Origin of the sequence: Bacillus taeanensis, from assembly GCF_003318295.1 — a bacterium.
Lineage (GTDB): Bacteria > Bacillota > Bacilli > Bacillales > UBA6769 > Maribacillus > Maribacillus taeanensis.
In genome coordinates this window covers 39,873-65,790 of the sequence record NZ_QOCW01000005.1, presented here as the reverse complement: position 1 = coordinate 65,790, position 25,918 = coordinate 39,873, and the positions used below count along the sequence as shown (strand labels likewise).

At 36.2% G+C, this 25,918-nt stretch carries 30 protein-coding genes; 28 read left to right on the top strand and 2 right to left on the bottom strand.

All coding sequences use genetic code 11. The features are described from left to right. Nucleotides 1–14 precede the first annotated feature (14 nt). The 11 genes from aroA (at nucleotide 15) to DS031_RS06740 (ending at nucleotide 9,414) form a co-directional block, all read left to right on the top strand. The gene (gene aroA, locus DS031_RS06790) at nucleotides 15–1,304 is read left to right on the top strand and encodes a 3-phosphoshikimate 1-carboxyvinyltransferase (protein WP_113805177.1); all 1,290 of its coding nucleotides are present in this window, start codon (nucleotides 15–17) and stop codon (nucleotides 1,302–1,304) included. 247 nt (nucleotides 1,305–1,551) lie between these two features. After that, nucleotides 1,552–2,478, top strand: coding sequence for a hypothetical protein (locus DS031_RS06785; RefSeq protein ID WP_113805176.1), 927 nt, complete (start codon nucleotides 1,552–1,554; stop codon nucleotides 2,476–2,478). A gap of 36 nt (nucleotides 2,479–2,514) precedes the next feature. Next, nucleotides 2,515–3,783, top strand: a complete 1,269-nt coding sequence (locus tag DS031_RS06780) for a tetratricopeptide repeat protein (RefSeq protein WP_113805175.1) — start codon at nucleotides 2,515–2,517, stop codon at nucleotides 3,781–3,783. A 102-nt stretch (nucleotides 3,784–3,885) separates the two neighbouring features. Then, nucleotides 3,886–4,440 carry a ReoY family proteolytic degradation factor gene (locus tag DS031_RS06775; protein WP_113805174.1) on the top strand — a complete coding sequence of 185 codons (555 nt, stop codon included), beginning with the start codon at nucleotides 3,886–3,888 and terminating at the stop codon, nucleotides 4,438–4,440. 58 nt (nucleotides 4,441–4,498) lie between these two features. Next, nucleotides 4,499–4,963 (top strand): YpiF family protein, encoded by a 465-nt coding sequence (locus DS031_RS06770; RefSeq protein WP_113805173.1) that lies wholly within the window; start codon nucleotides 4,499–4,501, stop codon nucleotides 4,961–4,963. A 141-nt stretch (nucleotides 4,964–5,104) separates the two neighbouring features. Beyond that, a complete protein-coding gene (locus DS031_RS06765; RefSeq protein ID WP_113805172.1) occupies nucleotides 5,105–5,599 on the top strand; it encodes a ubiquinol-cytochrome c reductase iron-sulfur subunit in 495 nt (164 codons plus the stop codon). 12 nt (nucleotides 5,600–5,611) lie between these two features. Continuing rightward, on the top strand, nucleotides 5,612–6,283 hold the full coding sequence (gene qcrB / locus DS031_RS06760) for a menaquinol-cytochrome c reductase cytochrome b subunit (protein WP_113805171.1): 672 nt from the start codon (nucleotides 5,612–5,614) through the stop codon (nucleotides 6,281–6,283). A 32-nt stretch (nucleotides 6,284–6,315) separates the two neighbouring features. After that, the gene (locus DS031_RS06755; protein ID WP_113805170.1) at nucleotides 6,316–7,089 is read left to right on the top strand and encodes a menaquinol-cytochrome c reductase cytochrome b/c subunit; all 774 of its coding nucleotides are present in this window, start codon (nucleotides 6,316–6,318) and stop codon (nucleotides 7,087–7,089) included. Between the two features lie 69 nt (nucleotides 7,090–7,158). Further along, a complete protein-coding gene (gene lhaT / locus DS031_RS06750) occupies nucleotides 7,159–7,758 on the top strand; it encodes a lipoprotein heptaprenylglyceryl N-acetyltransferase LhaT (RefSeq protein WP_113805169.1) in 600 nt (199 codons plus the stop codon). Nucleotides 7,759–7,833: 75 nt separating this feature from the next. After that, a complete protein-coding gene (ypjB, locus tag DS031_RS06745; RefSeq protein WP_181833055.1) occupies nucleotides 7,834–8,628 on the top strand; it encodes a sporulation protein YpjB in 795 nt (264 codons plus the stop codon). A gap of 108 nt (nucleotides 8,629–8,736) precedes the next feature. Beyond that, nucleotides 8,737–9,414 (top strand): zinc metallopeptidase, encoded by a 678-nt coding sequence (locus tag DS031_RS06740; protein WP_113805167.1) that lies wholly within the window; start codon nucleotides 8,737–8,739, stop codon nucleotides 9,412–9,414. 48 nt (nucleotides 9,415–9,462) lie between these two features. Here the strand turns inward: DS031_RS06740 and DS031_RS06735 are convergent, their stop codons facing one another. Further along, the gene (locus tag DS031_RS06735) at nucleotides 9,463–10,335 is read right to left on the bottom strand and encodes a YitT family protein (RefSeq protein ID WP_425451936.1); all 873 of its coding nucleotides are present in this window, start codon (nucleotides 10,333–10,335) and stop codon (nucleotides 9,463–9,465) included. A gap of 142 nt (nucleotides 10,336–10,477) precedes the next feature. Between DS031_RS06735 and DS031_RS06730 the strand changes: the two genes are divergently transcribed. The 10 genes from DS031_RS06730 to panD all read left to right on the top strand — a co-directional run bounded on the left by DS031_RS06730 (nucleotide 10,478) and on the right by panD (nucleotide 18,422). Continuing rightward, entirely contained in the window at nucleotides 10,478–10,825 is a 348-nt protein-coding gene (locus DS031_RS06730) for a nucleotide pyrophosphohydrolase (protein WP_113805165.1), read from the top strand. Beyond that, nucleotides 10,825–11,631, top strand: coding sequence for a 4-hydroxy-tetrahydrodipicolinate reductase (gene dapB, locus DS031_RS06725; RefSeq protein ID WP_113805164.1), 807 nt, complete (start codon nucleotides 10,825–10,827; stop codon nucleotides 11,629–11,631). Before DS031_RS06730 ends, dapB begins: the two co-directional genes overlap by 1 nt. 10 nt (nucleotides 11,632–11,641) lie before the next feature. Further along, entirely contained in the window at nucleotides 11,642–12,052 is a 411-nt protein-coding gene (mgsA, locus tag DS031_RS06720; protein ID WP_113805163.1) for a methylglyoxal synthase, read from the top strand. Between the two features lies 1 nt (nucleotide 12,053). Next, entirely contained in the window at nucleotides 12,054–12,764 is a 711-nt protein-coding gene (gene bshB1, locus DS031_RS06715) for a bacillithiol biosynthesis deacetylase BshB1 (protein ID WP_113805162.1), read from the top strand. Between the two features lie 6 nt (nucleotides 12,765–12,770). Then, nucleotides 12,771–13,922, top strand: a complete 1,152-nt coding sequence (gene bshA, locus DS031_RS06710) for an N-acetyl-alpha-D-glucosaminyl L-malate synthase BshA (protein WP_113805161.1) — start codon at nucleotides 12,771–12,773, stop codon at nucleotides 13,920–13,922. Nucleotide 13,923: 1 nt separating this feature from the next. Then, complete coding sequence (locus DS031_RS06705; RefSeq protein WP_113805160.1) at nucleotides 13,924–15,117, top strand: CCA tRNA nucleotidyltransferase; 1,194 nt, start codon at nucleotides 13,924–13,926, stop codon at nucleotides 15,115–15,117. Beyond that, on the top strand, nucleotides 15,102–16,088 hold the full coding sequence (locus DS031_RS06700) for a biotin--[acetyl-CoA-carboxylase] ligase (protein ID WP_181833054.1): 987 nt from the start codon (nucleotides 15,102–15,104) through the stop codon (nucleotides 16,086–16,088). Before DS031_RS06705 ends, DS031_RS06700 begins: the two co-directional genes overlap by 16 nt. Before the next feature lie 224 nt (nucleotides 16,089–16,312). Then, nucleotides 16,313–17,152 carry a 3-methyl-2-oxobutanoate hydroxymethyltransferase gene (panB, locus tag DS031_RS06695; RefSeq protein ID WP_113805158.1) on the top strand — a complete coding sequence of 280 codons (840 nt, stop codon included), beginning with the start codon at nucleotides 16,313–16,315 and terminating at the stop codon, nucleotides 17,150–17,152. Continuing rightward, nucleotides 17,149–17,997, top strand: a complete 849-nt coding sequence (gene panC / locus DS031_RS06690; protein WP_113805157.1) for a pantoate--beta-alanine ligase — start codon at nucleotides 17,149–17,151, stop codon at nucleotides 17,995–17,997. Before panB ends, panC begins: the two co-directional genes overlap by 4 nt. Nucleotides 17,998–18,038: 41 nt before the next feature. Beyond that, the gene (gene panD / locus DS031_RS06685) at nucleotides 18,039–18,422 is read left to right on the top strand and encodes an aspartate 1-decarboxylase (RefSeq protein WP_113805156.1); all 384 of its coding nucleotides are present in this window, start codon (nucleotides 18,039–18,041) and stop codon (nucleotides 18,420–18,422) included. Nucleotides 18,423–18,483: 61 nt separating this feature from the next. Here the strand turns inward: panD and DS031_RS06680 are convergent, their stop codons facing one another. Further along, entirely contained in the window at nucleotides 18,484–19,389 is a 906-nt protein-coding gene (locus tag DS031_RS06680) for a COX15/CtaA family protein (RefSeq protein WP_181833053.1), read from the bottom strand. A 403-nt stretch (nucleotides 19,390–19,792) separates the two neighbouring features. Between DS031_RS06680 and cyoE the strand changes: the two genes are divergently transcribed. The 7 genes from cyoE (at nucleotide 19,793) to DS031_RS06645 (ending at nucleotide 25,871) form a co-directional block, all read left to right on the top strand. Next, the gene (gene cyoE / locus DS031_RS06675; protein WP_113805154.1) at nucleotides 19,793–20,725 is read left to right on the top strand and encodes a heme o synthase; all 933 of its coding nucleotides are present in this window, start codon (nucleotides 19,793–19,795) and stop codon (nucleotides 20,723–20,725) included. A 90-nt stretch (nucleotides 20,726–20,815) separates the two neighbouring features. Next, on the top strand, nucleotides 20,816–21,844 hold the full coding sequence (coxB, locus tag DS031_RS06670) for a cytochrome c oxidase subunit II (RefSeq protein WP_113805153.1): 1,029 nt from the start codon (nucleotides 20,816–20,818) through the stop codon (nucleotides 21,842–21,844). Between the two features lie 22 nt (nucleotides 21,845–21,866). Next, on the top strand, nucleotides 21,867–23,738 hold the full coding sequence (gene ctaD / locus DS031_RS06665) for a cytochrome c oxidase subunit I (RefSeq protein WP_113805152.1): 1,872 nt from the start codon (nucleotides 21,867–21,869) through the stop codon (nucleotides 23,736–23,738). Continuing rightward, nucleotides 23,738–24,349 (top strand): cytochrome (ubi)quinol oxidase subunit III, encoded by a 612-nt coding sequence (locus DS031_RS06660; RefSeq protein WP_113805151.1) that lies wholly within the window; start codon nucleotides 23,738–23,740, stop codon nucleotides 24,347–24,349. The genes ctaD and DS031_RS06660 overlap by 1 nt, the downstream gene beginning before the upstream one ends. A gap of 4 nt (nucleotides 24,350–24,353) precedes the next feature. Continuing rightward, the gene (locus tag DS031_RS06655; protein ID WP_113805150.1) at nucleotides 24,354–24,686 is read left to right on the top strand and encodes a cytochrome C oxidase subunit IV family protein; all 333 of its coding nucleotides are present in this window, start codon (nucleotides 24,354–24,356) and stop codon (nucleotides 24,684–24,686) included. 92 nt (nucleotides 24,687–24,778) lie between these two features. Beyond that, nucleotides 24,779–25,468: a DsbA family protein gene (locus DS031_RS06650; protein WP_181833052.1), complete on the top strand. Its 690-nt coding sequence runs from the start codon at nucleotides 24,779–24,781 to the stop codon at nucleotides 25,466–25,468. After that, nucleotides 25,461–25,871, top strand: a complete 411-nt coding sequence (locus tag DS031_RS06645; protein WP_113805148.1) for a disulfide oxidoreductase — start codon at nucleotides 25,461–25,463, stop codon at nucleotides 25,869–25,871. The genes DS031_RS06650 and DS031_RS06645 overlap by 8 nt, the downstream gene beginning before the upstream one ends. Nucleotides 25,872–25,918: the final 47 nt, after the last annotated feature.

Sequence of the window (25,918 nt, the reverse complement as noted above, 5' to 3'; positions counted from 1 at the left end):
GGGGAGCGTTTTACATGTTAACAAGAATGTTAAGTCCTCTTCAAAAGCCGTTAAAAGGAGAGCTTAAAGTTCCGGGTGATAAATCAATTTCTCATCGTGCGGTTATGTTTGGAGCTATTGCAGAGGGTACAACAACCGTTTCAGGCTTTTTAGAAGGACAAGACTGTTTAAGTACAATTGCTTGTTTTAAAAAACTTGGAATTACAATTGAGCGAAAAAATGATGAAGTAAAAATTGAAGGAAAAGGCTTTAACGGCCTTCAAGAACCAACTGAAATATTAGATGTTGGAAACTCTGGAACGACCACACGATTAATGATGGGGATTCTTGCTTCTTCCCCTTTTCACTCTGTAGTGATTGGTGATGAGTCAATTGCAAGGCGTCCTATGGATCGGGTAACAAACCCTTTACGAGAAATGGGCGCACATATTGATGGGCGAGAAAATGGCCGCCTCACTCCTATATCGGTTCGAGGCGGCAAGACACATGCCATCGATTATATTTCTCCAGTTGCAAGTGCTCAAGTAAAGTCTTCTATATTATTAGCAGGACTTCAAAGTGAAGGTACAACATCAGTAACAGAACCACATATTTCCCGTGACCATACGGAACGCATGCTTGAGTCTTTTGGTGTTTCATTAACAAGAGAAGGTACTAAGGTTTCTTTAGAAGGTGGTCAATCTTTAAAAGGTACTCACATTCAAGTACCTGCAGATATTTCGTCAGCAGCCTTCTTTTTAGCAGCTGCAGCTATTACGCCTGGAAGTGATGTTTTACTAAAGGATGTAGGTATCAATCCAACAAGAACGGGGATTATTGATGTGCTTCTTGAAATGGGGGCAGATCTTTCAGTTGAAAATGAACGTTCCTTTAACCAAGAGCCGGTAGCTGATTTACGCATTAAACATTCTAATCTAAAAGGAATTGAAATCGGCGGTGAAATTATTCCGAGATTAATTGATGAGATTCCAATTATTGCTTTGCTTGCTACACAAGCAGAAGGAAAAATGGTTATTAAAGATGCGGAAGAATTAAAAGTAAAAGAAACAAACCGTATTGATGCAGTGGTAGAACAGCTTCAGAAAATAGGCGCTTCCATTGAAGGAACAGATGATGGAATGGTTATTCATGGTAAGAGCACTTTGCATGGAGCTGAGGTAGACAGCTTAGGAGACCATCGAATTGGAATGACATTAGCTGTTGCGAGCTGTATAGCAAATGGTGAAATTAGATTAAAGCGAGAGGAAGCTATAGCAGTTTCTTATCCTTCTTTCTTTGAAGATCTTGCACTGCTTCAAAACTAATAAAAAAGTGATGGCAAATTAATTTGTCATCACTTTTTTATTAAAAATTATAAAATATTCTTGCATTTTTAGTAAGCACTGTTATAATAAATATAGTAATGGTTTCTCTCCACTCCTATCCATATACCTTTACCCTGGTGTTGTAAGCGCTAACAAGCTCGCATCAGGGATTTTTTTGTTCTAAAGATATATTTAACTCATATATTTCTCTTTCTGTTCATAATTTGTTTATAAGGTGGGACAAGTTATGAAGAAGGAAGGGGAAAAAATGGAATTTGTGTTTACTCATGTAAAAGAAGAGCCATTTGAAACTCGGAAATCTCGTTCCTATGTCATTCTTGATCAGAAAGTTCGTCATACTTATTATCATGAGCCTAAAACAAAAAGGATAAAATGCAATCATAAAGGATTTATAATGAAACCAGGTTACGTGATGCTGGATGAACAATTATGGAATACTGAGAGCTTTGATAATTACAAGGAAGTGATGGTGCAGCTTCAAACAAAAGGGTGTACAACCGTCATTCCTATTTGTCCAATAAAGAGTGAAAACGAACTAGAACAAATCTTATTAAAAGCCCGTAAGAATATGGGTCAAAGTTCAATTGATTATTTATTTTCCATTTCGATTCCCATTGTTGAATTAAAGGCATCGTTCATAAGAAAATGTAAAAAGTATAGAATTCCACTAATAATAGTAGATATATATGATGAATCTGATTTAAATAAACCAACTTGGGAATGGATACGTAATGAAATGTGGAATTATCAGATTGTTATCATTCCAAGATGGAAGTTTGAATTTCAGTCTATTCGTGAAAAGCGTCAATGTGCATTAAAGTGGAAGGAAATTGCTGAAGCCTTTACAATTGAAACATATTCTCTTGATTTAAAGATGCACACCCCTCTTTCTCTCAGTTTATTAAAAAAAATTGGTGTGTACCCATTCAAAGGACGTTTAGGAAATAATAGTGATCTTGATTATATTTTATACAGAAGTGAAGATCAATTCATTGAACAAACATCCGTTCCGTATGATACAATAAATCCTTGTGTAGTTGTTTCTAAGGGACAGTTTTTAAAAATTAACCACGAACTTATTTTTAGAGTAGGACATGGAAAGCAGTTATTTATTCATCGCCCAGGTTATTTTAAACCTTATGAAAAAAAGTAAGAAAATAGTTTGATTAGGGGAAAAGGAGATATAGTAATGAATATTCTACAACAATCTATAGAAAAAATTGAAAATGGAGATGCAGCAGAGGGACTTGAGTTATTAGCACAATTTCAAAAAACAGCTGATGATAGCGAACAATTTGAAATTGCGGAAATTTATTTTCGTTATGGATTAGTTCAAGAAGCAAAACAAGTAATAGAAGAGCTGCTTCAAAAATATCCAGATGAGGGAGAGCTGCTTGTTTTTGCGGCAGAATGTTATGTTGATCTTGATCAAGAGGAAGAGGCCATTAATCTTTTGAATGAAATTGCTGAAGATGATGCAGAGTATTTAAGAGCATTACTTCTTTTAGCTGATCTTTATCACATACAAGGTCTTGAAGAGGTTGCGGAACAAAAGCTGCTGGCAGCAATAAGGCGTGCTCCTGAAGAAACCGTTATTCTATTTGCATTAGCTGAATTTTATTTGGCAAAAGGAAACTATTTAGAAGCGGTTCCATATTATAAAAAAGTTTTACAGAAAGCAGAGAAATTTGCTGATACAAATATTAAGCTTCGTGTCGCAGAGGCACTTAGCGCAAGTGGTGTGTTTGAAGAAGCTCTAAATTATTATGAAGAGGGTTTAAAATCAACAGTGGAGCTAAATGCTTTATTTGGCTATGGTTTTACAGCGTTTCAATTAGAAGAATATCAACGTTCAATTAAAGCTTTTAGCGAGTTAAAAGAACTGGACTCTCAATATAGTACGCTTTACCCTTATTTAGCTAAATCTTTTGAAAAAATAGGTGCTGTTGAAGAAGCTCTTCAAACATTAAAAGAAGGCATTCAAATAGATGAATATAATGAAGAGCTTTATTTAGCTGCTGCTCAACTTTCATTGCAGAGTGGGGATGCAGCACAAGCAGAGCAGTATTACCGTAATTTTCTAGCATTAAATCCATCTTCTATAAAAGGGGCAAAAGAATTTGCTGGCTTTTTAAAGAAAAAAGAGCGCTATGATGATATGATTGAGCTGATTGAACAATTAAAAGAAATGGGAGAAGAAGATCCATTTTTTGATTGGACATTAGCCTATGCATTTTATCAAGAAGAGCAGTATGAAAAGGCTGTGATGTTTTATGAAAAGGCATATGAACATTATCATCAAGATGTCGAGTTTCTTGAAGAATATGGACAATTATTAATTGAAGAAGGACGTCAAAAAGAAGCGCTTCAATTGTTTAAAAGAGCACTTCAGCTTGATAAAAGTCTTATTCATCTTGAAGAGCTTATATATGAATTAGAAGATCGTGAAAACTATTAAAAAATTTTAAAAGGATGAAATTTTTTTGATTTATAGAAGGATTTTACTCTTTTTTTAACGAATCAGTAAAAAAAGCGCATTAGGCGTCAAGGAGGAATTACAATGGGTAGCACCATTTCTGTCTCCGAAAAGAAGGATTTTCTAAAGTGGTTTTTAAAAAATTATAAATTTCAAAAACGTGAATGTGTATGGTTATTAAATTACTTGTTGAGTGATGATGTGGTAATGGAAAAAGTACACTTTGTTGAAAAAGCGGAATACTGTCCAAAAGCCATGATTATTTCAACAATGGAAATGGAGGAAGATGTCCCATTTCGATTTTATAAGCAGAACATTATTACAACAGATGCTGAAAAATCCTTTCATGACATTCGCTTAAATCAAGAAGAAGACATTTATATTCAGCTGAATTTTTTAGCGGCTCGTAAAAACCCTAAGTATGCAGCCGTTGTTGAGGAAAATCCATTTTTACCTGAAACATTGCTTGTGAATCATGAATTTTCTGACTTAGCAGAACAAATTTTAGATGAATCATTTTTTAAATTTAAACGAAATCAGCTGATGAAGAAAATAGATCAGGCCCTTGATCAAAAAGATATAAACACCTTTCAAGCGTTAACAGAAGAATTAAAAAAGATTCTGCAAGAAAACCCTTGAATATTCTTAAGGGTTTTCTTTATGGTTTCAACTATACAAATAAAAGGAGACTATTATTATGAAGTGGACATCTAAGAATATAGAAGCTTATATGCAATCAAAAGAGTATGTAGATACAGCTCTTATTCCTTTACTCCCTATTAATTGGAAAACGGAAATTAAAGGTACAGTCGCAATGGGAGAGTATATTACAATTATAATAGCTGAATTAGAGAGGCAGCTTCATGGGCGTGTGCTGGAATTTCCACCATATACATATTTGAAAAATGAACAATTTGAAGAACATGTGAGCAGGCTGAAAAACTGGACAGAAGAAATAAAAGCAGGTGGAATGAAACATGTTTTTTATTTTACAGCAGACAATGAATGGAAACAACATGAAGAACAGTTAGATGCCCCATTAATTTGGATGCCGGTTGTTCCGCTTGAACATATGGATGAAAGATATAAATTAGAAATTGTGCAGGATCAAACAAAGCAATTATTACAAATTGTAACAAAAAAGTGGCAAAATCAACAGTAACATACATATAATACACGTTTTCGCAAATGATAATATTGACAGTTTTACAGAGATTACGCTATCATGGGAATGTCCTAGTAATATGTGTGTGTTTACAATGTCCGGATGGACGTGACTTATAGTATAAGGGGGGGAAAATCAATGGCTAAAAAAGATGAAGTAACACGTCGTCAATTCTTAAACTATACATTAACAGGTGTAGGTGGGTTTATGGCGGCTGGTATGCTTATGCCTATGGTTCGTTTTGCCATTGATCCACTTTTAAAAGAAAAAGCGGGTCAAGATATGGTAGCTGTAACTGATGTAAGTAAACTAACAAATGAACCACAGCGTTTTGACTTTAAAGTTCAACAAGTTGACGGTTGGTATGAATCAGAAGTAACACAATCGGCATGGGTTTACAAAGAGAATGAAGATGTAGTTGCACTATCACCAATTTGTAAACATCTTGGCTGTACTGTTAACTGGGGAACTGATCCAGCGCATCCAAATCAATTCTTCTGTCCGTGTCACTTAGGTCGTTATGAAAAAGATGGCGCAAATGTACCTGGTACACCGCCGCTAGCACCATTAGATGTATATGAACAAAAGGTTGAAGACGGAAAATTATATTTAGGTAAGGCAAAAGCTCGATAGGAGGCGTAATCAATGTTACAAAAAATCTATGATTGGGTAGATGAGCGCTTAGATATTACGCCGATTTGGCGAGATATTGCTGACCATGAAGTGCCTGAGCATGTTAACCCTGCTCACCATTTTTCAGCGTTTGTTTACTGTTTTGGAGGACTAACATTTTTTATTACAGTAATCCAAATTTTATCTGGAATGTTTTTAACAATGTACTATGTGCCAGATATTATTAATGCATGGGAATCTGTTTATTATCTGCAAAATGAAGTAGCATTTGGTGTAATTGTCCGTGGTCTGCATCACTGGGGAGCCAGTCTAGTTATTGTAATGATGTTTTTACATACACTCCGTGTATTTTTCCAAGGTGCATATAAAAAGCCTCGTGAATTAAACTGGGTTGTTGGCGTATTAATTTTCTTTGTAATGATGGGACTTGGTTTCACAGGTTATTTATTACCGTGGGATATGAAAGCGTTATTTGCAACAAAGGTAGGACTTGAAATTGCAGTTACAGTACCAATTGTCGGTGATCTTGCTAAGACATTTTTAGCAGGTGGGGAAATTATTGGTGCTCAAACATTAGCGCGTTTCTTTGCAATTCACGTATTTTTCTTACCAGCAGCATTGTTAGGTTTAATGGCTGCACACTTTATTATGATTCGTAAACAAGGTATTTCAGGTCCGCTATAAGATTCGGATTTTGACATAAAGGAGGGGAAAAAATGCACCGAGGTAAAGGGATGAAGTTTGTTGGTGATTCTCGTATCCCAGCAACAAAAAAACCAAATGTACCAAAAGACTATTCGGAATACCCTGGAAAAACGGAAGCCTTTTGGCCTAACTTTCTACTAAAAGAATGGATGGTAGGCTCTGTGTTTTTAATTGGTTATTTATGTTTAACCATTGCTCATCCATCGCCGTTAGAGCGTATGGCTGATCCAACTGATGCAGGATATATTCCACTTCCAGACTGGTATTTCTTGTTCTTATACCAATTGTTAAAGTATAAATATGCAGCAGGTGATTATATTTTACTCGGTACGGTTGTAATGCCAGGACTTGCGTTTGGAGCATTAATGCTTGCGCCATGGTTAGACCGCGGACCAGAACGACGTCCTTCTAAACGCCCAATTGCTGTTGGACTGATGTTATTGGCTTTAATTTCTACCGTTTATTTAACATGGGAGTCTGTTGTAACGCATGACTGGGAAAAAGCAGCAGCACAAGGTGAGATTTCTGAAGTCCCTGAAGTTGAAATTGATACAGAAGCGGAAGGATATCAAATTTATGCTTCACAAAGCTGTGTAAGCTGTCATGGTGAGAACTTAGAAGGTGGACCAGCTGCACCAACGCTTATTGCTACAGGGTTATCTCCAGAAGAGATTGCTGAAATTACTAAAAATGGACGAGGTGCAATGCCTGCTAATGCATTTGAAGGGTCTGAAGAAGACCGTCAAAAATTAGCAGAATTTATTTCTGGTCTTGGAGCAGAATAATTGAGTGAAAAGCTGACTACTAGTAGTCAGCTTTTTTTACACCTTGTCTTAAAAAGGAGACAAATTTTAATGACCTTTATTAGTTATCTTTTAAAACAGCGCTTTGTTCTGTTGAGCTTACTTATTATTAATATTTTAGGTACAATTTACGGCTATTATTGGTATCTGTGGCAGCTTGTTGACACCCCCCTGCATTTTCTTCCCTTTGTCCCAGATAGTCCGACGGCAAGTTTGTTTTTTGTATTTGTATTAATCGCTTTTTTGCTTAATCGTAACTTTCCACTAATAGAAGCGTTAGCTGCCGTAACATTATTTAAATATGGAATATGGGCCGTAGGAATGAACTTAGGTGGAATGTATGTAAGCGGCGTTATCTCTCTTGCCAATATTATGTTAATTGCTTCTCATTTTGGAATGGCGCTTCAAGCTATACTGTATGCACCGTTTTATCGATTTACATATCGTCATTTGCTAATTGCTGCAGTTTGGACAATTCATAATGATATCATTGATTATGTATTTCAAATGTATCCTAGATATCCCGCTCTTAAAGAATATATTCCTCAAATTGGCTATATGACATTTTGGCTTTCTGTTGTAACACTTCTGTTAATTTATGCTGTTGCTGTAAGAAAAGAAAGATATACAGCATCCCTTGTTCATTCTTAAGGTTGTCCAAAGAAAAAGGTCTACTCTTGTCCCTCTCTTCATACATATTTAATACATGAAGAGGAGGGACATGCTTTGATACGGAAAATCTTTTTTATTATTTATATTATTTTTACATGTTCCGTTTTATTGTTCGGTATAGCGCGTGCAGAAGAAAATGATTGGAATGAATTAGATAAGTTAGCTGATCAAGTACTGCGATTTGGAAAAGGCGCTCAATATGAGGAATCAAAAAAGGTGCTTAATCATTTCTCTGAGCTATTTAAAGAAAGACAAGATAGACTAACATTAAGTTTAGGGGATTTGAAAGTGATTTCAACAGCTTATGAAAATGCGGAAGAAGCAGTCACCAGTGCTTCAATGAGGGAAGAGGAGCGAATTCGAAAGTTAACTTCATTTCGATTAGTTGTGGATGCTGTAAATGAAACAGCTCAGCCGCTATGGAAAAATACGCAATCATTAGTAATGGATTCGTTCATAAAGGTGGAAACTTCCTTAAAAGAAGGTAATGAGGCAGACTTTCAGTTTTATTTAAATGAATTTTTTGGCCAATATGAATTAATAAGACCAGCTTTAACGATTACTCTTTCCAAAGAGAAAATGACTCGATTGAATTCTAATATATCATTTTTAGAAAAGAATCGAACATCTCTTCTGCATACACCTGAAAGAGCAAAACACCTGTCAGTAATAGAAGAGGAATTGAATGAGCTCTTTGGGGATTCAACACAAGATGCTGCCGATCCTTCTTCGTTATTTTGGATGATTCTTTCAATCGGAAGCATTATTATTTTTACATTATTTTATGTGGGCTGGCAAAAATATAAAGGTGAACGACGTAAGGGAAACGAGAAAAATCGGGATTATTAAAATCGTTTCACTTCTTCAATCAATATAATTGACAAGAAAGTTTAATGTGACTAAAATTGACTTTAATAAACTAACTTTTTAGAATCAACACAATGGAGGAGTGAACAAATGGGGTTTTTACTTTATTTTGTTCTTTTATTAGTGGTTCCAATTTGGGCGCAAATGAAGGTAAAAAGTGCATATAAAAAATATTCACAAGTACCCGCATCTTCTGGTCTGTCGGGTGCTGAAGTAGCAAGAAAAATTCTTGATCATAATGGATTATATAACGTGAGAGTTGAAGAAGTGCCTGGAAAACTTTCAGATCATTATGATCCTCGTTCAAAAGTTGTTCGTTTATCTTCTCAAAATTATCACGGGCATTCTGTTGCTGGTGCTGCAGTGGCAGCTCACGAAGTTGGTCATGCTATTCAAGATCAGCAGGATTATTCGTTTTTACGATTTCGGCATGCTCTTGTTCCAGCTGCAAACTTAGGTTCAAATTTCTCATTTATTTTAATTTTAGCTGGTATCTTATTAAGTTTTGCTAACCTAGTACTGCTTGGAATTCTTTTTATGGCAGCTGCTGTAATTTTTCAACTTGTAACATTGCCTGTTGAATTTAATGCCAGCAATCGCGCGATGGATCAAGTTGTTGCACTTGGAGTGATCCGAAATGATGAAGAGCGCGAAACAAGAAAAGTATTAAATGCCGCAGCGTTAACATATGTAGCTGCCGCCCTTGTAGCAGTTTTGGAGTTAGTTCGTTTTATTTTAATGTTTATTGGAATGAATCAAGAAGATTAAAAAGCCAGTGTGCAGGATATCCTGCACACTGGCTTTTTATGTAAACCCTTATTGTTCAATTATTGGTTTTTTATTTTCATCAAGTGTAAATCCTTCCCCAAGCACATCATGAACATCACTTACTGCCACAAAAGCATGGGGATCAACAACCATAATGACATTTTTTAATCGAACAAGTTCATTGCGTCCTACTACACAATAAAGAACATCTTTTTTATTTCCAGTAAAGCTTCCACGACCATTTAAGATAGTAGCACCACGATCTAAGTCTGTAAAAATTTTTTCGGCAATCTCATTTGTTTTATCTGAAATAATAGTAGCACCCTTGGCAGCATATGCCCCTTCTTGAATAAAATCAATGACACGGGCAGAAATAAATACAGCTACAAGTGTATACATTGCCTCTTTGTATGATAAGTAAATAAGAGAAGTTGTAATAACGAGAGCATCAAACAGAAACATTGTTCTTCCCATACTCCATCCTAAATATTTATGACCTAGTCGTGCAATGATATCTACTCCGCCGGTTGTCCCTCCGTACCGAAAAATAATCCCAAGGCCAATACCAATGAAAGCACCGGCAAATAGTGCAGCAAGAGTTAAATCATTATGAAGAGGGATGGAAACAAACGAAAATCGTTGAAAGATCCACAAAAACAAGGATAGTGCAAATGTTCCAATAATGGTATAAATAAATGTAGAACGACTTAACAACCGCCACCCAACAAAGAATATGGGGATATTTAATAGTAAATTTGAAAGAGAAGGGTCTATATTAAACACAAAATACAGAATAAGAGTAATTCCAGTAAAGCCGCCTTCAGCTAAATTATTTTCCATGTTGAAGTGAACAAGGCCGAACGCAAAAATAGCTGAACCGAGTAAAATAAAGAAAAGGTTTTTTAAGCGAATAAGTTTCACAATAACATCTCCTAAAATAAAGTGTTGCAGCGCTCTAATTATATCTAAAAGTCACTTCTATTTTCAATTTGGCTAAAATATTTGTAAAAGTTCGTAGATTTAGCTAACATGAAAAAGAGATAATTAGGAAAGGTGTATGTGTATGAGTGAAAAAAAGATTAAAGAAATGCAAACAGAAGTCGATCAATATATAGGTCAATTTAAAGAAGGCTATTTCAGTCCGTTAGCCATGCTCGCAAGGATGACTGAGGAGCTTGGTGAATTAGCGCGAGAAGTCAACCATTATTATGGAGAAAAGCCTAAAAAAAGCACAGAACAGGAACGTACCGTAGAAGAGGAAATGGGAGATCTTTTATTTGTATTAATCTGTTTTGCAAATTCATTAAATATTGATCTTGAAGAAGCGTTTACACGCGTCATGCAAAAATTTAATGAGCGCGATCATAATCGTTGGACAAGAAAAGAGGAAACGAAGGAGGAACAACAATAATGGCTCAAAATAAAATTAATGTCATCATAGCAGGACCCCGGGGTAAAATGGGACGTGAAGCAGTACATATGGTTAAAAATACGGAGCATTTTCATTTATCAGCTGTTGTCGATTCTAAAAATGGTGGAAAAATGCTTTCCGATATTGACGATATGCCAATGATTAATGTTCCTATCTATGAAGATATGGAACTTTGCTTTCAAGAGAATAAATGTGATGTACTTGTTGATTTAACAACTCCAGAAGTAGGAAGAAAGCATATGGAAATTGCCTTTAACTATGGAGTGCGCCCTGTAGTGGGAACAACAGGTTTTACAGATGCCGATTTAGAAGAGCTATCAAAAACGGCAGAAGAAAAGAAAATTGGCGCAATTATTGCCCCAAACTTTGCAATTGGTGCTATTTTAATGATGAAATTTTCCCAAATGGCAGCTAAATATATGCCTGAAGTAGAAATTATCGAACAGCATCATGATCAAAAATTAGATGCTCCATCTGGCACAGCTGTAAAAACAGCTCAACTTATTGCTGAAGTAAGAAAAGCCAATCAACAGGGGCATCCCCAGGAAGAAGAAACGATAAAAGGTGCGCGAGGTGGAGACTTTGAAGGCATGCGCATTCATAGTGTTCGTCTCCCAGGTCTTGTTGCTCACCAAGAAGTATTATTTGGCGGCGAAGGTCAAACATTAAAAATTCGCCATGATTCCATTAACAGAACTTCTTTTATGCCAGGTGTTAAGCTTGCTGTTGAAACAGTGATGAAATTAGATTTACTTGTATATGGATTAGAAAATATTATTGAATAGGGTGAGAATAATGAAAATCTCTTTAATTGCGCACGATAAGAAAAAACAAGACATGGTTCAATTTACAACAGCATATCAACCGGTACTTAAAAATCATACATTATATGCAACAGGAACAACAGGAATGAAGATTAGGGAAGCAACAGGACTTGATGTTCACCGCTTTCAATCAGGACCACTGGGAGGCGATCAGCAAATTGGCGCGTTGATTGCTGATAATGATATGGATATGGTTATTTTTTTCCGTGATCCGTTAACTGCACAGCCTCATGAGCCTGATATTTCTGCATTAATTCGTTTGTGTGATGTTTACGCTATTCCGCTTGCAACAAATATGGCAAGTGCTGAAATTTTAATGCATGCATTATCGCGTGGTGATTTTGCATGGCGCAATATTATACGCAATAAAAAGGATGATTGAAATGGAACATGTTGAAAAACTGGATATTTTGGCTTTTGGGGCTCACCCTGATGATGTGGAAATTGGGATGGCCGGTGCCATTGTTGTATTTAAACAACAAGGATATAAAGTTGGTATCTGTGATCTTACAAAAGCAGAGTTATCTTCCAATGGAACAGTAGAAATAAGACAAGCCGAAGCACAAAAAGCTGCTTCGGTTTTATCACTTGATTTACGAATAAATTTACAATTGCCTGATCGTGGATTGTTGGTAGAAAAAAAGGCTGTTGACCTTATTGTTAATACAATTCGCCGTTATAAACCTTCAATTGTTTTTGCCCCATATTTTGAAGATAGACATCCTGATCATGGGCATTGCGGTAAACTTGTGGAAGAAGCTTTGTTTTCTTCAGGAGTGCATAATTATAAGACTCATGAACAGCATGAGGCCCACCGTGCTAAAGATTTTTATTATTATTTTATTAATGGATTTCATAAACCCGACTTTCTTATCGATATAACCAGCACAATGGATGTTAAGATCGCCTCATTACAAGCTTATGAAAGTCAATTTATAAAAACAGAAGGCAGTGTAGATACGCCGCTTACAAACGGTTATATCGATACTGTGATAAGTAGAGAGCGTATGTATGGTAAAGAAGTAAATGTGCAATATGCTGAAGGGTTTAAGGCGAAAAAACCATTGCTAATTAACAATTTGTTAGGAGACTAGAAGGCTGTGAGAAAAAAACTAAAAATCGGCATTACATGTTATCCAACAGTCGGAGGTTCAGGAGTAGTTGCTACAGAGCTTGGTAAACTGCTTGCAAAAAAAGGACATGAAGTTCATTTTATTACTTCAAGTATTCCATTTCGATTAGAGAAGCATTATTCAAACATTTATTTTCATGAAGTAGAAGTGAATCAATATGCTGTTTTTCAATATCCTCCATATGACTTAGCATTAGCTAGTAAAATGGCTGAAGTGGCAAAGCGAGAAAATCTTGATTTACTTCATGTTCATTATGCTGTTCCACATGCGATTTGTGCTTATTTAGCAAAACAAATGGTTGGAGGAAATTTAAAAATTGTAACGACCCTGCATGGAACAGATATTACAGTGTTAGGAGAGGACCCTTCGTTAAGTGAGATGATACGGTTTGGTATTGAAAATTCAGATGTCGTCACAGCTGTGTCAAATGACTTAGTAAAGCAAACCCATAACCTTCTTGAAACCAATCATCCTATTAAAACGGTCTATAATTTTGTAGATGAAGCAACCTATTATAAGCATCACTGTGAAGAACTTAAGGAAGAATACGGAATTAAACCGAACGAAAAAGTGATTGTACATATTTCAAACTTCCGAAAAGTAAAACGTGTACCAGATGTGATTAAAGCGTTTGAAAAAATTTCTCATTCATTGCAGGCAAAGCTGCTGCTTATTGGCGACGGACCGGAATTAACAGTAGCATGTAAACTTGTGAAAGAAAAGGGATTAAGTGACCGTGTATTATTTTTAGGGAAAAAAGAGAATGTAGCTGAAATTTTATCAATCTGTGATTTAAAGCTCCTTTTATCAGAAAAGGAAAGTTTTGGTTTAGTCGTCCTTGAAGCAATGGCATGCGGAGTGCCGGCAGTTGTTTCTAATGCAGGAGGTATACCGGAAGTCGTTGTAAATGGGGAGACAGGGTTTATTTGTAATGTAGGAGATGTAAGGGATGTGGCAGAAAAGGCTATTACAATTTTATCAAATGAACAGCTTCAAAAATCAATGTCTAAGCAAGCAATTAACCATGTTCAAACCCATTTCCACTCTTCAAAAATTGTTAAACAATATGAAGAGATATATGAACAGCTTTTAGAAAGCTGCTCATACCCGGTTCGCTAGAATGAATTCAGTATTTGTAAAGGCTGTGCCCATTCTTGAAACTTTACAGGAATATGGGTTTAAAGCTTATTTTGTAGGGGGTGCAGTAAGAGATATGCTGCTGCACCGCCCTATACATGACATTGATATTGCTACATCTGCTTCTCCACAAGAAGTTGTAGGATTGTTTAAAAATGTGATACCGGTTGGAATTGAGCATGGCACAGTTGTGGTACATGAAAAAGGTGTTTCATATGAAGTAACAACTTTCCGTAAAGAAACGGAATATGAAGATTTTCGTCATCCATCATCCATTGAATTTGTAGACGATTTAGGAGAAGATTTACAGCGGCGCGATTTTACGATTAATGCACTAGCGATGACAGTAGATGGCGATATTATCGATCTATACAATGGGATAGATGATTTAACAAATCGTACGATTAGAGCAGTAGGAGATCCTGCGGAAAGATTTTATGAAGATCCGCTAAGAATGCTTCGAGCCGTTCGCTTTGTTAGTCAATTAAACTTTAAGTTAGATGAACCTACCGAACAGGAAATAAGGCGTTTAGCTTCCCATTTATCTCATCTGTCCATCGAAAGAATTGCGCAAGAATGGGAAAAGTTAATGCTTGGTTCAGCAAGAGAAAAGGGAATTGAGTTGTTTATTTCTACAGGTTTGTATGAGTATGTTCCGCATTTTGTAACCTATAAAAATGGGTTGTTATCATTAAAGGAATTGCCAATTCATCAACTGTATCATGTGAGAGAAATGTGGGCACTTCTTACGTATCTTTGTCAAGTCCCGGCAAAAATGATTTTAAAGGCATGGAAACAACCAAGTTTGTTAATAAAGGAAGTAGAGATAATTCAGCAAACGCTTGAGCATTTAAAGCAAAATAACTGGGACGATTATCAACTGTTTAAGACAGGAGTTGAATTAGCCAAGTCTATAGAAGCTGTTCGTTCCATTCTTTATAAGGAAAATGCAGCTGAAAATATAGAGAACATCGTGAAAAAATATAATGCTCTTCCAATAAAAGATAAAAAAGAGCTTTCCGTTAATGGACATGATGTAATGAAATGGAAAAATAAAAAAGCAGGACCATGGCTTGGTAAAGAGCTTCAAATGATTGAACAAGCTGTCATAGATAAAAAAGTAAAAAATGAAAAAAATGCAATTAAGGAGTGGGTGGACAGGTGCAACTCTCAATGAAAGAACAAATGCTGCACATTTTACTTGAACATAATGGTGAGTATGTATCTGGTCAAAAGATTAGTGAACAGCTTGGCTGTTCACGCACTGCTATTTGGAAACATATTAGTGAACTGCGAAAAGAAGGTTATGAATTAGAAGCAATGCAAAGACGAGGATACCGTATTATTCAGCAGCCAAATAATATTCGCTCTCATAATATTCATGTAGGATTAAAGACAGAATTTGTTGGACAAAATATTGTTTATCATGAATCTGTTTCTTCTACACAGACTATTGCTCATCAGCTTGCACATGAAGGTGCAGAGGAAGGGACCCTTGTTGCCGCAGATGAACAGGGAAAAGGCAAAGGGCGCTTAGGTCGAGACTGGCATTCCCCAAAAGGAACGGGTGTATGGATGAGTTTAATCCTTCGACCGAAAATTCCACCTCAGCAAGCTCCTCAATTAACTCTGCTTGCTGCCGTAGCGGTTGTAAAAGGAATTAAAGAAGCTGTGGGGTTGGATTGTGAAATTAAGTGGCCAAATGATATTTTAATTCATGGAAAAAAAGTTGTTGGGATTTTAACAGAGCTGCAGGCTGAGGCAGATCGTATTCAATCTGTTATTATTGGAATTGGAATAAATGTAAACGTTAAAGAGTTTCCTGAAGAATTACAAAATAAAGCAACCTCCTTATTAATCGAAAAAAGTGGCAAAGAAATTAATCGAGCAGCACTTATGCAAAGGATATTAGAACAAACTGAACGGATTTACAAACAATATTTAAAAGAAGGCTTTCCGATCATAAAATTACTTTGGGAAAGCTATGCAGTTAGCTTAGGTAAAGAAATCAAAGCAACGACTATCAATGGTTCATTTGAAGGCTATGCAAAGGGAATTACCGAGGAAGGCGTTTTATTAATTGAAGATAAAGAGGGAGAAATTCATCAAATTTATTCAGCTGATATTGAAATCTCTTCCCAAACTTAGCAGAAATCTGTTATACTACGACTAGATTGGGCGGTATCCTTTTTGGAGCTGCACCTATAAAAAATAGTTTTATATACAAAAAAATTCTGCCTTGATCCACTAGTGTGGACTGGGACAGAGGGATGAAAATCAGTAAATATGTTAACAAAATCCTTCTTTCCTATGGAAAAAGGATTTTTTGATTTTCATATTCCTCTGAATGAAAAGTAGGAGGTATATTAAAAGTGAAAACGAGCTTAGATTTTCAAAAAATGAAATTGAACAAAGAACCCATTGCTATGGTTACCGCTTATGATTATCCGTCTGGAAAATTTGCAGAACAAGCGGATGTGGATGTAATTCTTGTCGGTGATTCAGTTGGAATGGTCGCTCTAGGATATGAATCAACTGTGTTTGTAACATTAGAAGATATGATTCTTCATACGAAAGCCGTAAAGCGGGGAGCACCAAATACGTTTATTGTTACAGACATGCCTTTTATGACCTATCATAGTTCCGTTTCAGAAACGATGGAAAATGCAAAACGCCTTGTACAAAGCGGAGGAGCGCATGCGGTTAAATTAGAAGGTGCAGGCGAGGTAATTGAAATGATTGACAAGTTAACAAGCGCCGGTGTACCTGTTGTTGGCCATCTTGGATTAACACCTCAATCTGTGGGAGTTCTTGGCGGCTATAAAGTCCAAGGAAAAGAAGCGGATGAAGCAAAAAAGTTAATTGAAGATGCAAAAGAGATTGAAAAGGCGGGTGCCTTTGCAATTGTGCTAGAATGTGTGCCAAAACAAGTGGCTGCAATTGTTTCATCAGAACTTTCCATTCCAACAATTGGCATTGGAGCAGGAGCAGAAACAGATGGACAAGTTCTTGTTTATCATGATGTAATAGGTTATGGTGAACATCGGGTTCCAAAGTTTGTAAAACAATACTACAATGTGTCAGCTGATGTTCAAAATGCTGTTAAAACATATGTTAGAGAAGTAAAGAAAAAACAGTTTCCTCAGGATGAGCACTCTTTTACAATGAAACAGGAAGAAATTGAGGCCCTTTATGGAGGAGTCCGAACATGAAAGTTATTCAATCACTTCAGGAAATGCAGCAAACAATTTTAGATGAAAAGAAAAAAGGTTATACAGTAGGATTTGTACCAACAATGGGATTTTTACATGAAGGTCATTTGTCATTAGTTGAACGTGCAAAAAAAGAAAATGACCTTGTTGTGATGAGTATTTTTGTCAACCCTTTGCAGTTTGGTCCTAATGAAGATTTTGATCGTTATCCAAGGAATTTTGAACGAGATCACCGCTTAGCCGAACAACAAGGTGTCGATCTATTATTTTATCCTTCTATAACAGCAATGTATCCACAGGAAATGACAACAGAAATGCGTGCTAAACAAAGAGTAGACGTTTTGTGTGGGAAGCATCGTCCTGGTCATTTTGATGGGGTTGTCACAGTCGTTATGAAGTTATTTCAGATTGTTCAGCCAACGAAAGCGTATTTCGGTATGAAAGATGCCCAGCAGGTCGCTGTTATTGATGGACTTATTACAGATTATCATTTACCGATTGAACTTATTCCATGTCCAATTATTCGTGAAGAAGACGGATTGGCTAAAAGTTCAAGGAACGTAAATTTATCAGAGGTTGAACGTAAAGAAGCATCTCATATATATCAAGCATTACAACGTGGGAAAGAGTTAATTAATTTAGGTGAGCGTAACTCAGAAACAATTAAGCAAAATCTTTTAAACTATTTAGCTGAGAATATTTCGGGAGAGGTAGAGTATTTGGAAATTTTATCTTATCCGCAGTTAAGAGAAGTGACAGAAATACAGAATCAAATTATTATAGCTGTTGCAGTGAAATATTCTACCACAAGGTTAATTGATAATGTAATTATTACAGAAGCATAAATACATCATGAGGTATTGAATTTGAGGAGGAAAATCTAACCATGTTTCGTACAATGATGAAGGGGAAAATTCACCGTGCCCGTGTAACAGAAGCAAATTTAAATTATGTGGGAAGCATTACGATAGATGAAGATATATTAGATGCAGTGGATATGCTTCCAAATGAAAAAGTTCAAATTGTAAACAACAACAATGGGGCACGTTTAGAAACGTATATTATTCCAGGACCAAGGGGAAGCGGTGTTGTTTGCTTGAATGGAGCAGCAGCACGTTTAGTTCAGGAAGGGGACGTTGTTATTATTATTTCGTATGCAATGATTCCTGAAGAAAAATTAGCTGCATATCAACCTAAAGTTGCTATAATGGATGAAAATAATAAAATTGTTGACATGATTGGAACGGAACCAGCATCAACTGTTTTATAATAAAAAAGGCTGCTGATCATTTTGTCAGCAGCCTTTTTTTGCTTTGTTTAGAAGTTTTCCTTTATTTCTCTAGAGAGCCGCTTCTTACAGCAAGCATCAATAAATAGCTTAAAATACAAAAAAGGCAGGCAATAAAAAAGCCATGAGCAAGAGCAATAAATAAGTTTAACCGAGATAAAACAGCAGCAGCCCCGCTTATGACTTGGAATGCTACAAATGCTAGTGACCATTTAAAAGATAATGCAATTACTCGGTGCAAATTTGCGCGCAATGATTTAATAAACAGCCATAACAACCAAATAAAAATTAATCCTGCGGCAATACGGTGGATAAATTGAATGCCGGCATGGGAAGTAAGTGATGGAATCCATTCATTATTGTTACAAATAGGCCAAGCACTGCAAGCTAGACTAGATTTTGTATGTCTTACAAGGGCACCTGTATAAACAACGATATAAATATACACAGAGAGGGCATATATTTGTTTTCGCCACTGTTTTGGTATAGCAGGAGTAAAGGCTCTACCATAACGCTCTTTTTCGAAAATAAGCAGTGTTAATAAAAACACACTTGCTAAAGATAAAAGAGAAATTCCAAAATGTAGAGCTAAAACAAATGATGACTGCCCCCAAATAACAGCAGCAGCGCCTAATAGACCTTGAAAGACAATAAGAAATACAGATAGAAATGCAAGTAATTTTGTTTCACGGACACTTTTTAGTTTTCGCCATGTCCAAATTGCTAAAATAATGACCATAAGACCTAATAAAGCAGATACGACACGGTGGCTGTATTCAATCATTGTCTCTAGCTTTGGTTGACTCGGAAGAATTTCTCCATAACATAACGGCCATGAATTTCCACAACCTTCACCTGAATCAGTTTTTGTTACAATTGCCCCCATAAGGACAATTAAAAACATACCAAGTGTCGTAAGAACAGCATAAATTTTTAACAATTTATTCACAATTAACACCTTCTTTAAATAGTACATTACGCATTATAATACAAACAAATACTAATATACCAATGATTTTTAACAAATTATTATATGAAATATGGCAAAAGACTATATACTTTGTCGTATTGAGACGAAGTATACAAAATAAATAGATTCGTATATAATGGTAAAGGAATTCGGAGTAACCATATGTATGGTAACATAACGATCTATCATTATTCATTGCAAGATGTGAACATTAGAAGAACAGTAATCAATTTTATCATTTTTTCAAGGGAGGGTTTCCTGTCATGAAATTTATACAAGATATTCAACAAACTATCTTCCAGATTACTGAATCGGTTATAAATTTTAAAACAAGAGCTCAAACTCTTGAATATATACAAACTATTTAAAGGAGGTGGAAAGAATGGAGAGAACGAGAACAGTCAATAACGTTAGAAGTAAAGTAATGGAACCAGGTCCATTATCAGAACCAAGAACAGGGACATGGAAAGATTTTATTACGCTTACAAAGATGGGAATAGTCCTTTCTAACTTAATTACTACATTTGCAGGTCTGTGGATTGCTGCTCAATATTCAAATTTCGATTTTTTTGGAAATCTAAATATTGTTATTTTTGCGATACTCGGTACAGCCCTCGTAGTAGCGGGTGGAACATCATTAAATAATTATATTGATCGGGATATTGATAAAATAATGCCAAGAACAAAGGACCGTCCTTCAGCTGATGGCCGTATTCCAGCTAATCAGGTATTATGGGTTGGATACACGTTAGCTGCAGTAGGAACAGTATTTCTTCTTATGACAGAGGTAATGGCTGCTGTGCTTGGGTTAGTGGGATTGTTTTTTTATGTCGTTTTATATACAATGTGGACAAAGCGTACAACTTCGTTTAATACAGCTGTAGGGGCTGTTTCAGGAGCAATGCCTCCACTTATTGGTTGGGCTGCAATTGATCCAGACTTAAGTCCAGTTGCATGGGCAATGTTTTTAGTGATGTTTATTTGGCAAATGCCTCACTTCTTTGCAATTGCGATGAAACGCTGTGAAGATTACCGTGCGGCGGGTATTCCAATGCTTCCAGTTGTAGCTGGATTTAAATTGACAAAACGACAAATGGTATTATATGTAGGTGCCATTATTCCTGTGTCCCTGCTGTTATACAACTTTGGAGTCATTTATACAACAATAGCTGCTGTACTAGGGTTTGGTTGGCTTGCTGTTGGTATTGCAGGCTTTTTTACGAAAGATGATATCAAATGGGCCCGCACTATGTTTGTTTATTCCATTAATTACTTAACAATTATGTTTGTACTCATGATCGCAGTAAATATGTAAAAACTATAGATGTAGTTGATGTACTTTGAAAAGTTTCTATTATTATTTTTAAAATAGAAAAATTATTAACAAGAAAGTGGGGTTAGTTGGATGAAGAGATATTGGCAAAAAGTACTGCGCTTATTCCCGCTTTTAGGACTAATATTATTAGCTCTTGCGGGCTGCGGTGAAGAAAACTTATCGGCAATTCAGCCGAAAGGTACCGGGGCAGAATTACAACTTGATTTAATACTGCTCAGTCTCTACATTATGATTGGGGTCATTTTAGTTGTAGGAGTTATCTATACGTATGTTCTCATTAAGTTTAGAAAGCGTCCTGGACAAGAAAATGAAATTCCTGAGCAGGTAGAAGGAAACACAACACTTGAAATTTTATGGACAGCCATCCCAATTTTATTATTAATTATTTTAGCGGTTCCGACAGTAATGGCAACGTTTACGTTAGCTGCTGAAGAACCAAAAGAGGGTGATGATACTCTTAAAGTTCAAGTTACTGCAAACCTCTATTGGTGGCAGTTTGATTATCCTGACCAAGAGATTAGTACTTCACAAGATTTGTATATTCCAGTAGGTGAAAAAGTTTATATTGAACTAACATCAAATGATGTTATTCACTCGTTCTGGGTACCAGCCCTTGGTGGTAAAACAGATACAAACCCAGGTCTTGAAAATACAATGTGGCTTGAAGCAAATGAGCCTGGTGTTTATAAAGGGAAATGTACAGAGCTTTGTGGTCCATCTCACGCTTTAATGGATTTTAAAGTTATTGCTTTAGAAAAAGACGAGTTTGACGCATGGACTGAAAAAATGAAAGCGGGTCCTGAAGCTCCTCAAACGGCTAAAGCACAGCAAGGTGAAGAAATTTTCTCTCAAAGCTGTATTGGCTGTCACGCAGTTGGTGATCAAGGTGGAAATACTGCACCAAACTTAACAAGCTTTGGCGATCGTCAAACATTAGCCGGCTTTAAAGAAATGTCAAAAGAAAATCTTGTAAGCTGGATTAAAAATCCTCAATCAATGAAACCAGGAAACAACATGCCTGCGTTTGGTGAACAGTTAAGCGATGAAGAAGTAGATGCGCTTGCTGATTATTTATTAGGTCTTAAAGTAGCGGAATAGTTGTAGAAAAGGAGGTTTACATATGAGTGCTTATTCGCATCAACTATCCCATCAAAAAAAGAAAAGTGTTTTATGGGATTGGTTAACAACCGTTGATCACAAAAAAATTGGAATTATGTATCTTCTTTCAGGCTTTACATTTTTTCTCATTGGTGGTCTTGAAGCAATTCTTATGCGTATTCAATTGATTAAGCCTGAATATAATTTTGTATCTGCTGAAACATTTAATCAGCTTTTAACAATGCATGGAACAACAATGATCTTCCTAGCAGCAATGCCAATTTTACTGGGATTTATGAATATGATTTCACCTCTCCAAATTGGAGCGCGTGATGTTGCTTTTCCATTTTTAAATTCACTTGGTTTTTGGTTATTTGCTTTTGGTGGTATTTTATTAAATCTTAGCTGGTTTTTAGGCGGAGCGCCTGATGCTGGTTGGACTGCTTATGCTCCATTATCAACAGCATATGGTGGTTCAGGTGTTGACTTCTATATACTTGGACTGCAAATTTCAGGTTTTGGTACATTAATTGCAGGGGTTAATTTTCTTGTAACAATTATTAATATGAGAGCACCAGGTATGTCCTTTATGCGTATGCCGCTGTTTACTTGGACAACATTTATTACTTCTGCTCTTATCTTATTTGCATTCCCACCGCTTACAGTTGGTTTATTTTTACTAATGTTTGACCGTTTCTTTGGTGCAAACTTCTTTGTACCAGATATGGGAGGAAACATTGTAATTTGGGAGCATATTTTCTGGATTTTCGGACACCCTGAAGTATATATCTTAGCACTGCCTGCTTTCGGTATTATTTCAGAAGTTATTCCGACATTTGCTAGAAAACGTCTTTTTGGTTACAGTGCAATGGTATTTGCGACAGCGTTAATTGGGTTCTTAGGATTCATGGTATGGGCACACCACATGTTTACAGTTGGTTTAGGACCAGTAGCAAATGCTATTTTCGCTGTTGCAACAATGGCAATCGCAGTACCTACAGGAGTTAAAATTTTTAACTGGCTGCTCACAATGTGGGGAGGACAAATCCGATTTACGACAGCGAACCTTTGGGCACTTGCTTTCATCCCAACATTCCTAATGGGTGGTGTAACAGGTGTTATGCTTTCAGTTGCACCTGCTGACTATCAATATCATGACAGCTACTTTGTAGTAGCACACTTCCACTATGTAATCATGGGTGGGGTTGTATTCTCCATCTTTAGCGGTTTGTTCTATTGGTGGCCAAAAATGTTTGGGGTTATGTTAAGCGAAAAATTAGGAAAATGGCAGTTCTGGTTATTCTTTATCGGCTTCCATTTAACATTTTTCCCGCAGCACTTCCTTGGTTTAATGGGAATGCCGCGCCGAGTATTTACATACCTTTCTGGTCAAGAACTTGAAATGGGGAACTTTGTAAGTACGATTGGTGCATTATTAATGGGAGGTGCTACAATATTCTTAGTTTGGAATATTATTCAGTCAGCTGTTAAACGTGTTGCAGCACCGGCAGATCCTTGGGATGGTCGTACGTTAGAGTGGGCAATTTCTTCACCTCCGCCAGAATATAACTTTGCACAATCTCCTTTAGTAAAAGGACTTGATACATTGTGGATTGAAAAAATGCAGGGCAATACGAAAGTAACGCCTGCAGAACCATTAGATGATATTCATATGCCAAATGGTTCTATTTTACCAATTATTATGTCATTTGGTTTGTTTTTGGCTTCTTTCGGCTTTATTTATGAAAATTTAGTCGTAGTAATTGGCGGTATGGCAATAACATTTGCATGTATGTTTTTACGTTCTGTTATTGATGATCACGGTTTTCATATTCATAAAGAAGAACTTGTCGCTGCTGAAAAGGCTGCTGCGAAAAAGGGAGGTAAGAAATAATGGCTGCACATACTCCAGAAGTATTACCTGCACACCCTGAAAAAGCTACCTTAGAAGGAAAAAATAAATTTTTAGGGTTTTGGCTTTTTCTAGGTGCTGAAACAGTAACATTCGCAACATTATTTGGTACGTACCTAGGGTTGCGTCACTCTACAGCTGGCGGTCCTACAGCCGAAGAATTATTTAAGCTTCCAATGGTATTTGCGGCAACAATGATTCTTTTAATAAGCAGCTTATGGTCTGTATATGCCGTAATGGCAATGAAGCGTCATGATTTTAAAAAATTACAGTTGTGGATGGGCGTAACAGTAGTATTCGGTCTAGCGTTCTTAGGTTTAGAAATTTATGAGTTCGTGGAATATGTTCATGAAGGACATGGTTTTACAACAAGTGCCTTTGGATCAGCTTTCTACTTTCTGTTAGGAACACATGGAGCGCACGTTGCCTTTGGATGTATTTGGATTACATTATTAATCATTCGCAATGCAAAACGCGGTTTAACGACATATAATGCTCCAAAATATTATTTAGCGGCATTATACTGGCACTTTGTAGACGTAGTATGGGTATTTATCTTTACAGTAGTTTACTTAATGGGAAAGGTGGGTTAAGCAAATGGCACAAAACCAACAACACTCATCTTCAGAAACTCCAAACAGCTTAAAAGCAAAGGTTGATTATAAACGAGAAATGAGTCAGCATCACGTTTCATTTATTATGATGATCTTACTTACGCTAATAGCGTTTGTCGCTGTTGCAAGTGATGCAATTGCTGACTCATTCACCGTACTGTTTATCATCATCTTGGCAGTGATTCAAGTTGTTTTTCAATTGTTTGTTTTTATGCACTTAGGGCAAAAAGACCATGATTATCCTACATGGGGCATTTATATGGGGATTTTTGTTGCTGTTTTAACAGTAGCAGCTCTTATGGGATTGATTTGGTAATTTAATAAGTAAAAAAGACTGCGAAGATAGGGTTAACACCACTATTTGCAGTCTTTTTACTGTTAAAAATGAAGATAAAAGGAAGGAAATCTATGAGTAAGCAGAAAAGACAAAAAGAAAATAATAATATAAAGCCGATTATGATTTTTACGCTTGCTGCAATTTCGATTATTGTTATTGCGGTACTTATTGGCACACAAGTGCAAAATCCTAATGCAAACCAATCTGAAGAACTTGAACTTCCATATGAAACCCAGCCAGTATTAGGAGCAGAAGATGCGTCAGTCCAAATCGTTGAGTTCGGAGATTATAAATGTCCAGCATGTCAAGCGTTTGATGAAAGTATTTTTACACAGTTAAAAACAGATTTTATTGATAATGGAAAAGTATCCTTTTATTTCATGAACTATCCATTTATCGGTGCTGACTCTGAAACAGCTGCTTTAGCGGGTGAAGCTGTCTATGAGCAGGATAAGGAACAATTTTGGGCATTTCATCATGCACTTTTTGAAAATCAAGGTCCTGAGGAACAACGCTGGGCTACAAAAGAAAGACTTTTAGAAGTGGCTGAAGCTTCTACAAAAGACCTTGATATAGAAAAATTAGAAAAGGATATTGAAAAGAAAACATTTAAAGGTGAAGTGGAATCAGATAAACAAATTCTTGATCAATATGGTTTTAAAGGAACACCGACTCTATTTATTAATGGAAAAGAAGTCGAAAACCCCTTTGATTATAAGGAGATCAAATCAATGATTGAAGCAGAATTGGAAAATGAATAAATTAGTCAGTACATATGGGCTATATTTTGCCTGGCTTGTATCTGTAATTGCAGTTGGAGGAAGTTTGTTTTTTAGTGAAATAGCAGGATTTATCCCTTGTACGCTTTGTTGGTATCAGCGGATTTTTATGTATCCTTTAGCTATTATTCTTGGTATTGCTACATTTTATAATGACAAGAAGGTTATCGGTTATGCTTTGCCTTTTCCGATTATAGGAAGTGTTATTTCCATTTATCATATTCTTGTTCAACGAATACCATCCTTTACCTCTCCATGTATGACTGGTGTTCCCTGCAGCGGCGTGTATATTAATTGGTTTGGTTTTGTAACAATCCCAGTGCTTGCTTTGATTGGTTTCTTTCTAATCCTTTTTTTCTTATTTATGAGCAGAAAAGAAAGCTAAACGTCATTTTCTTAATCATTTGGGTTTTGACAGGTGATAGGAGTGAC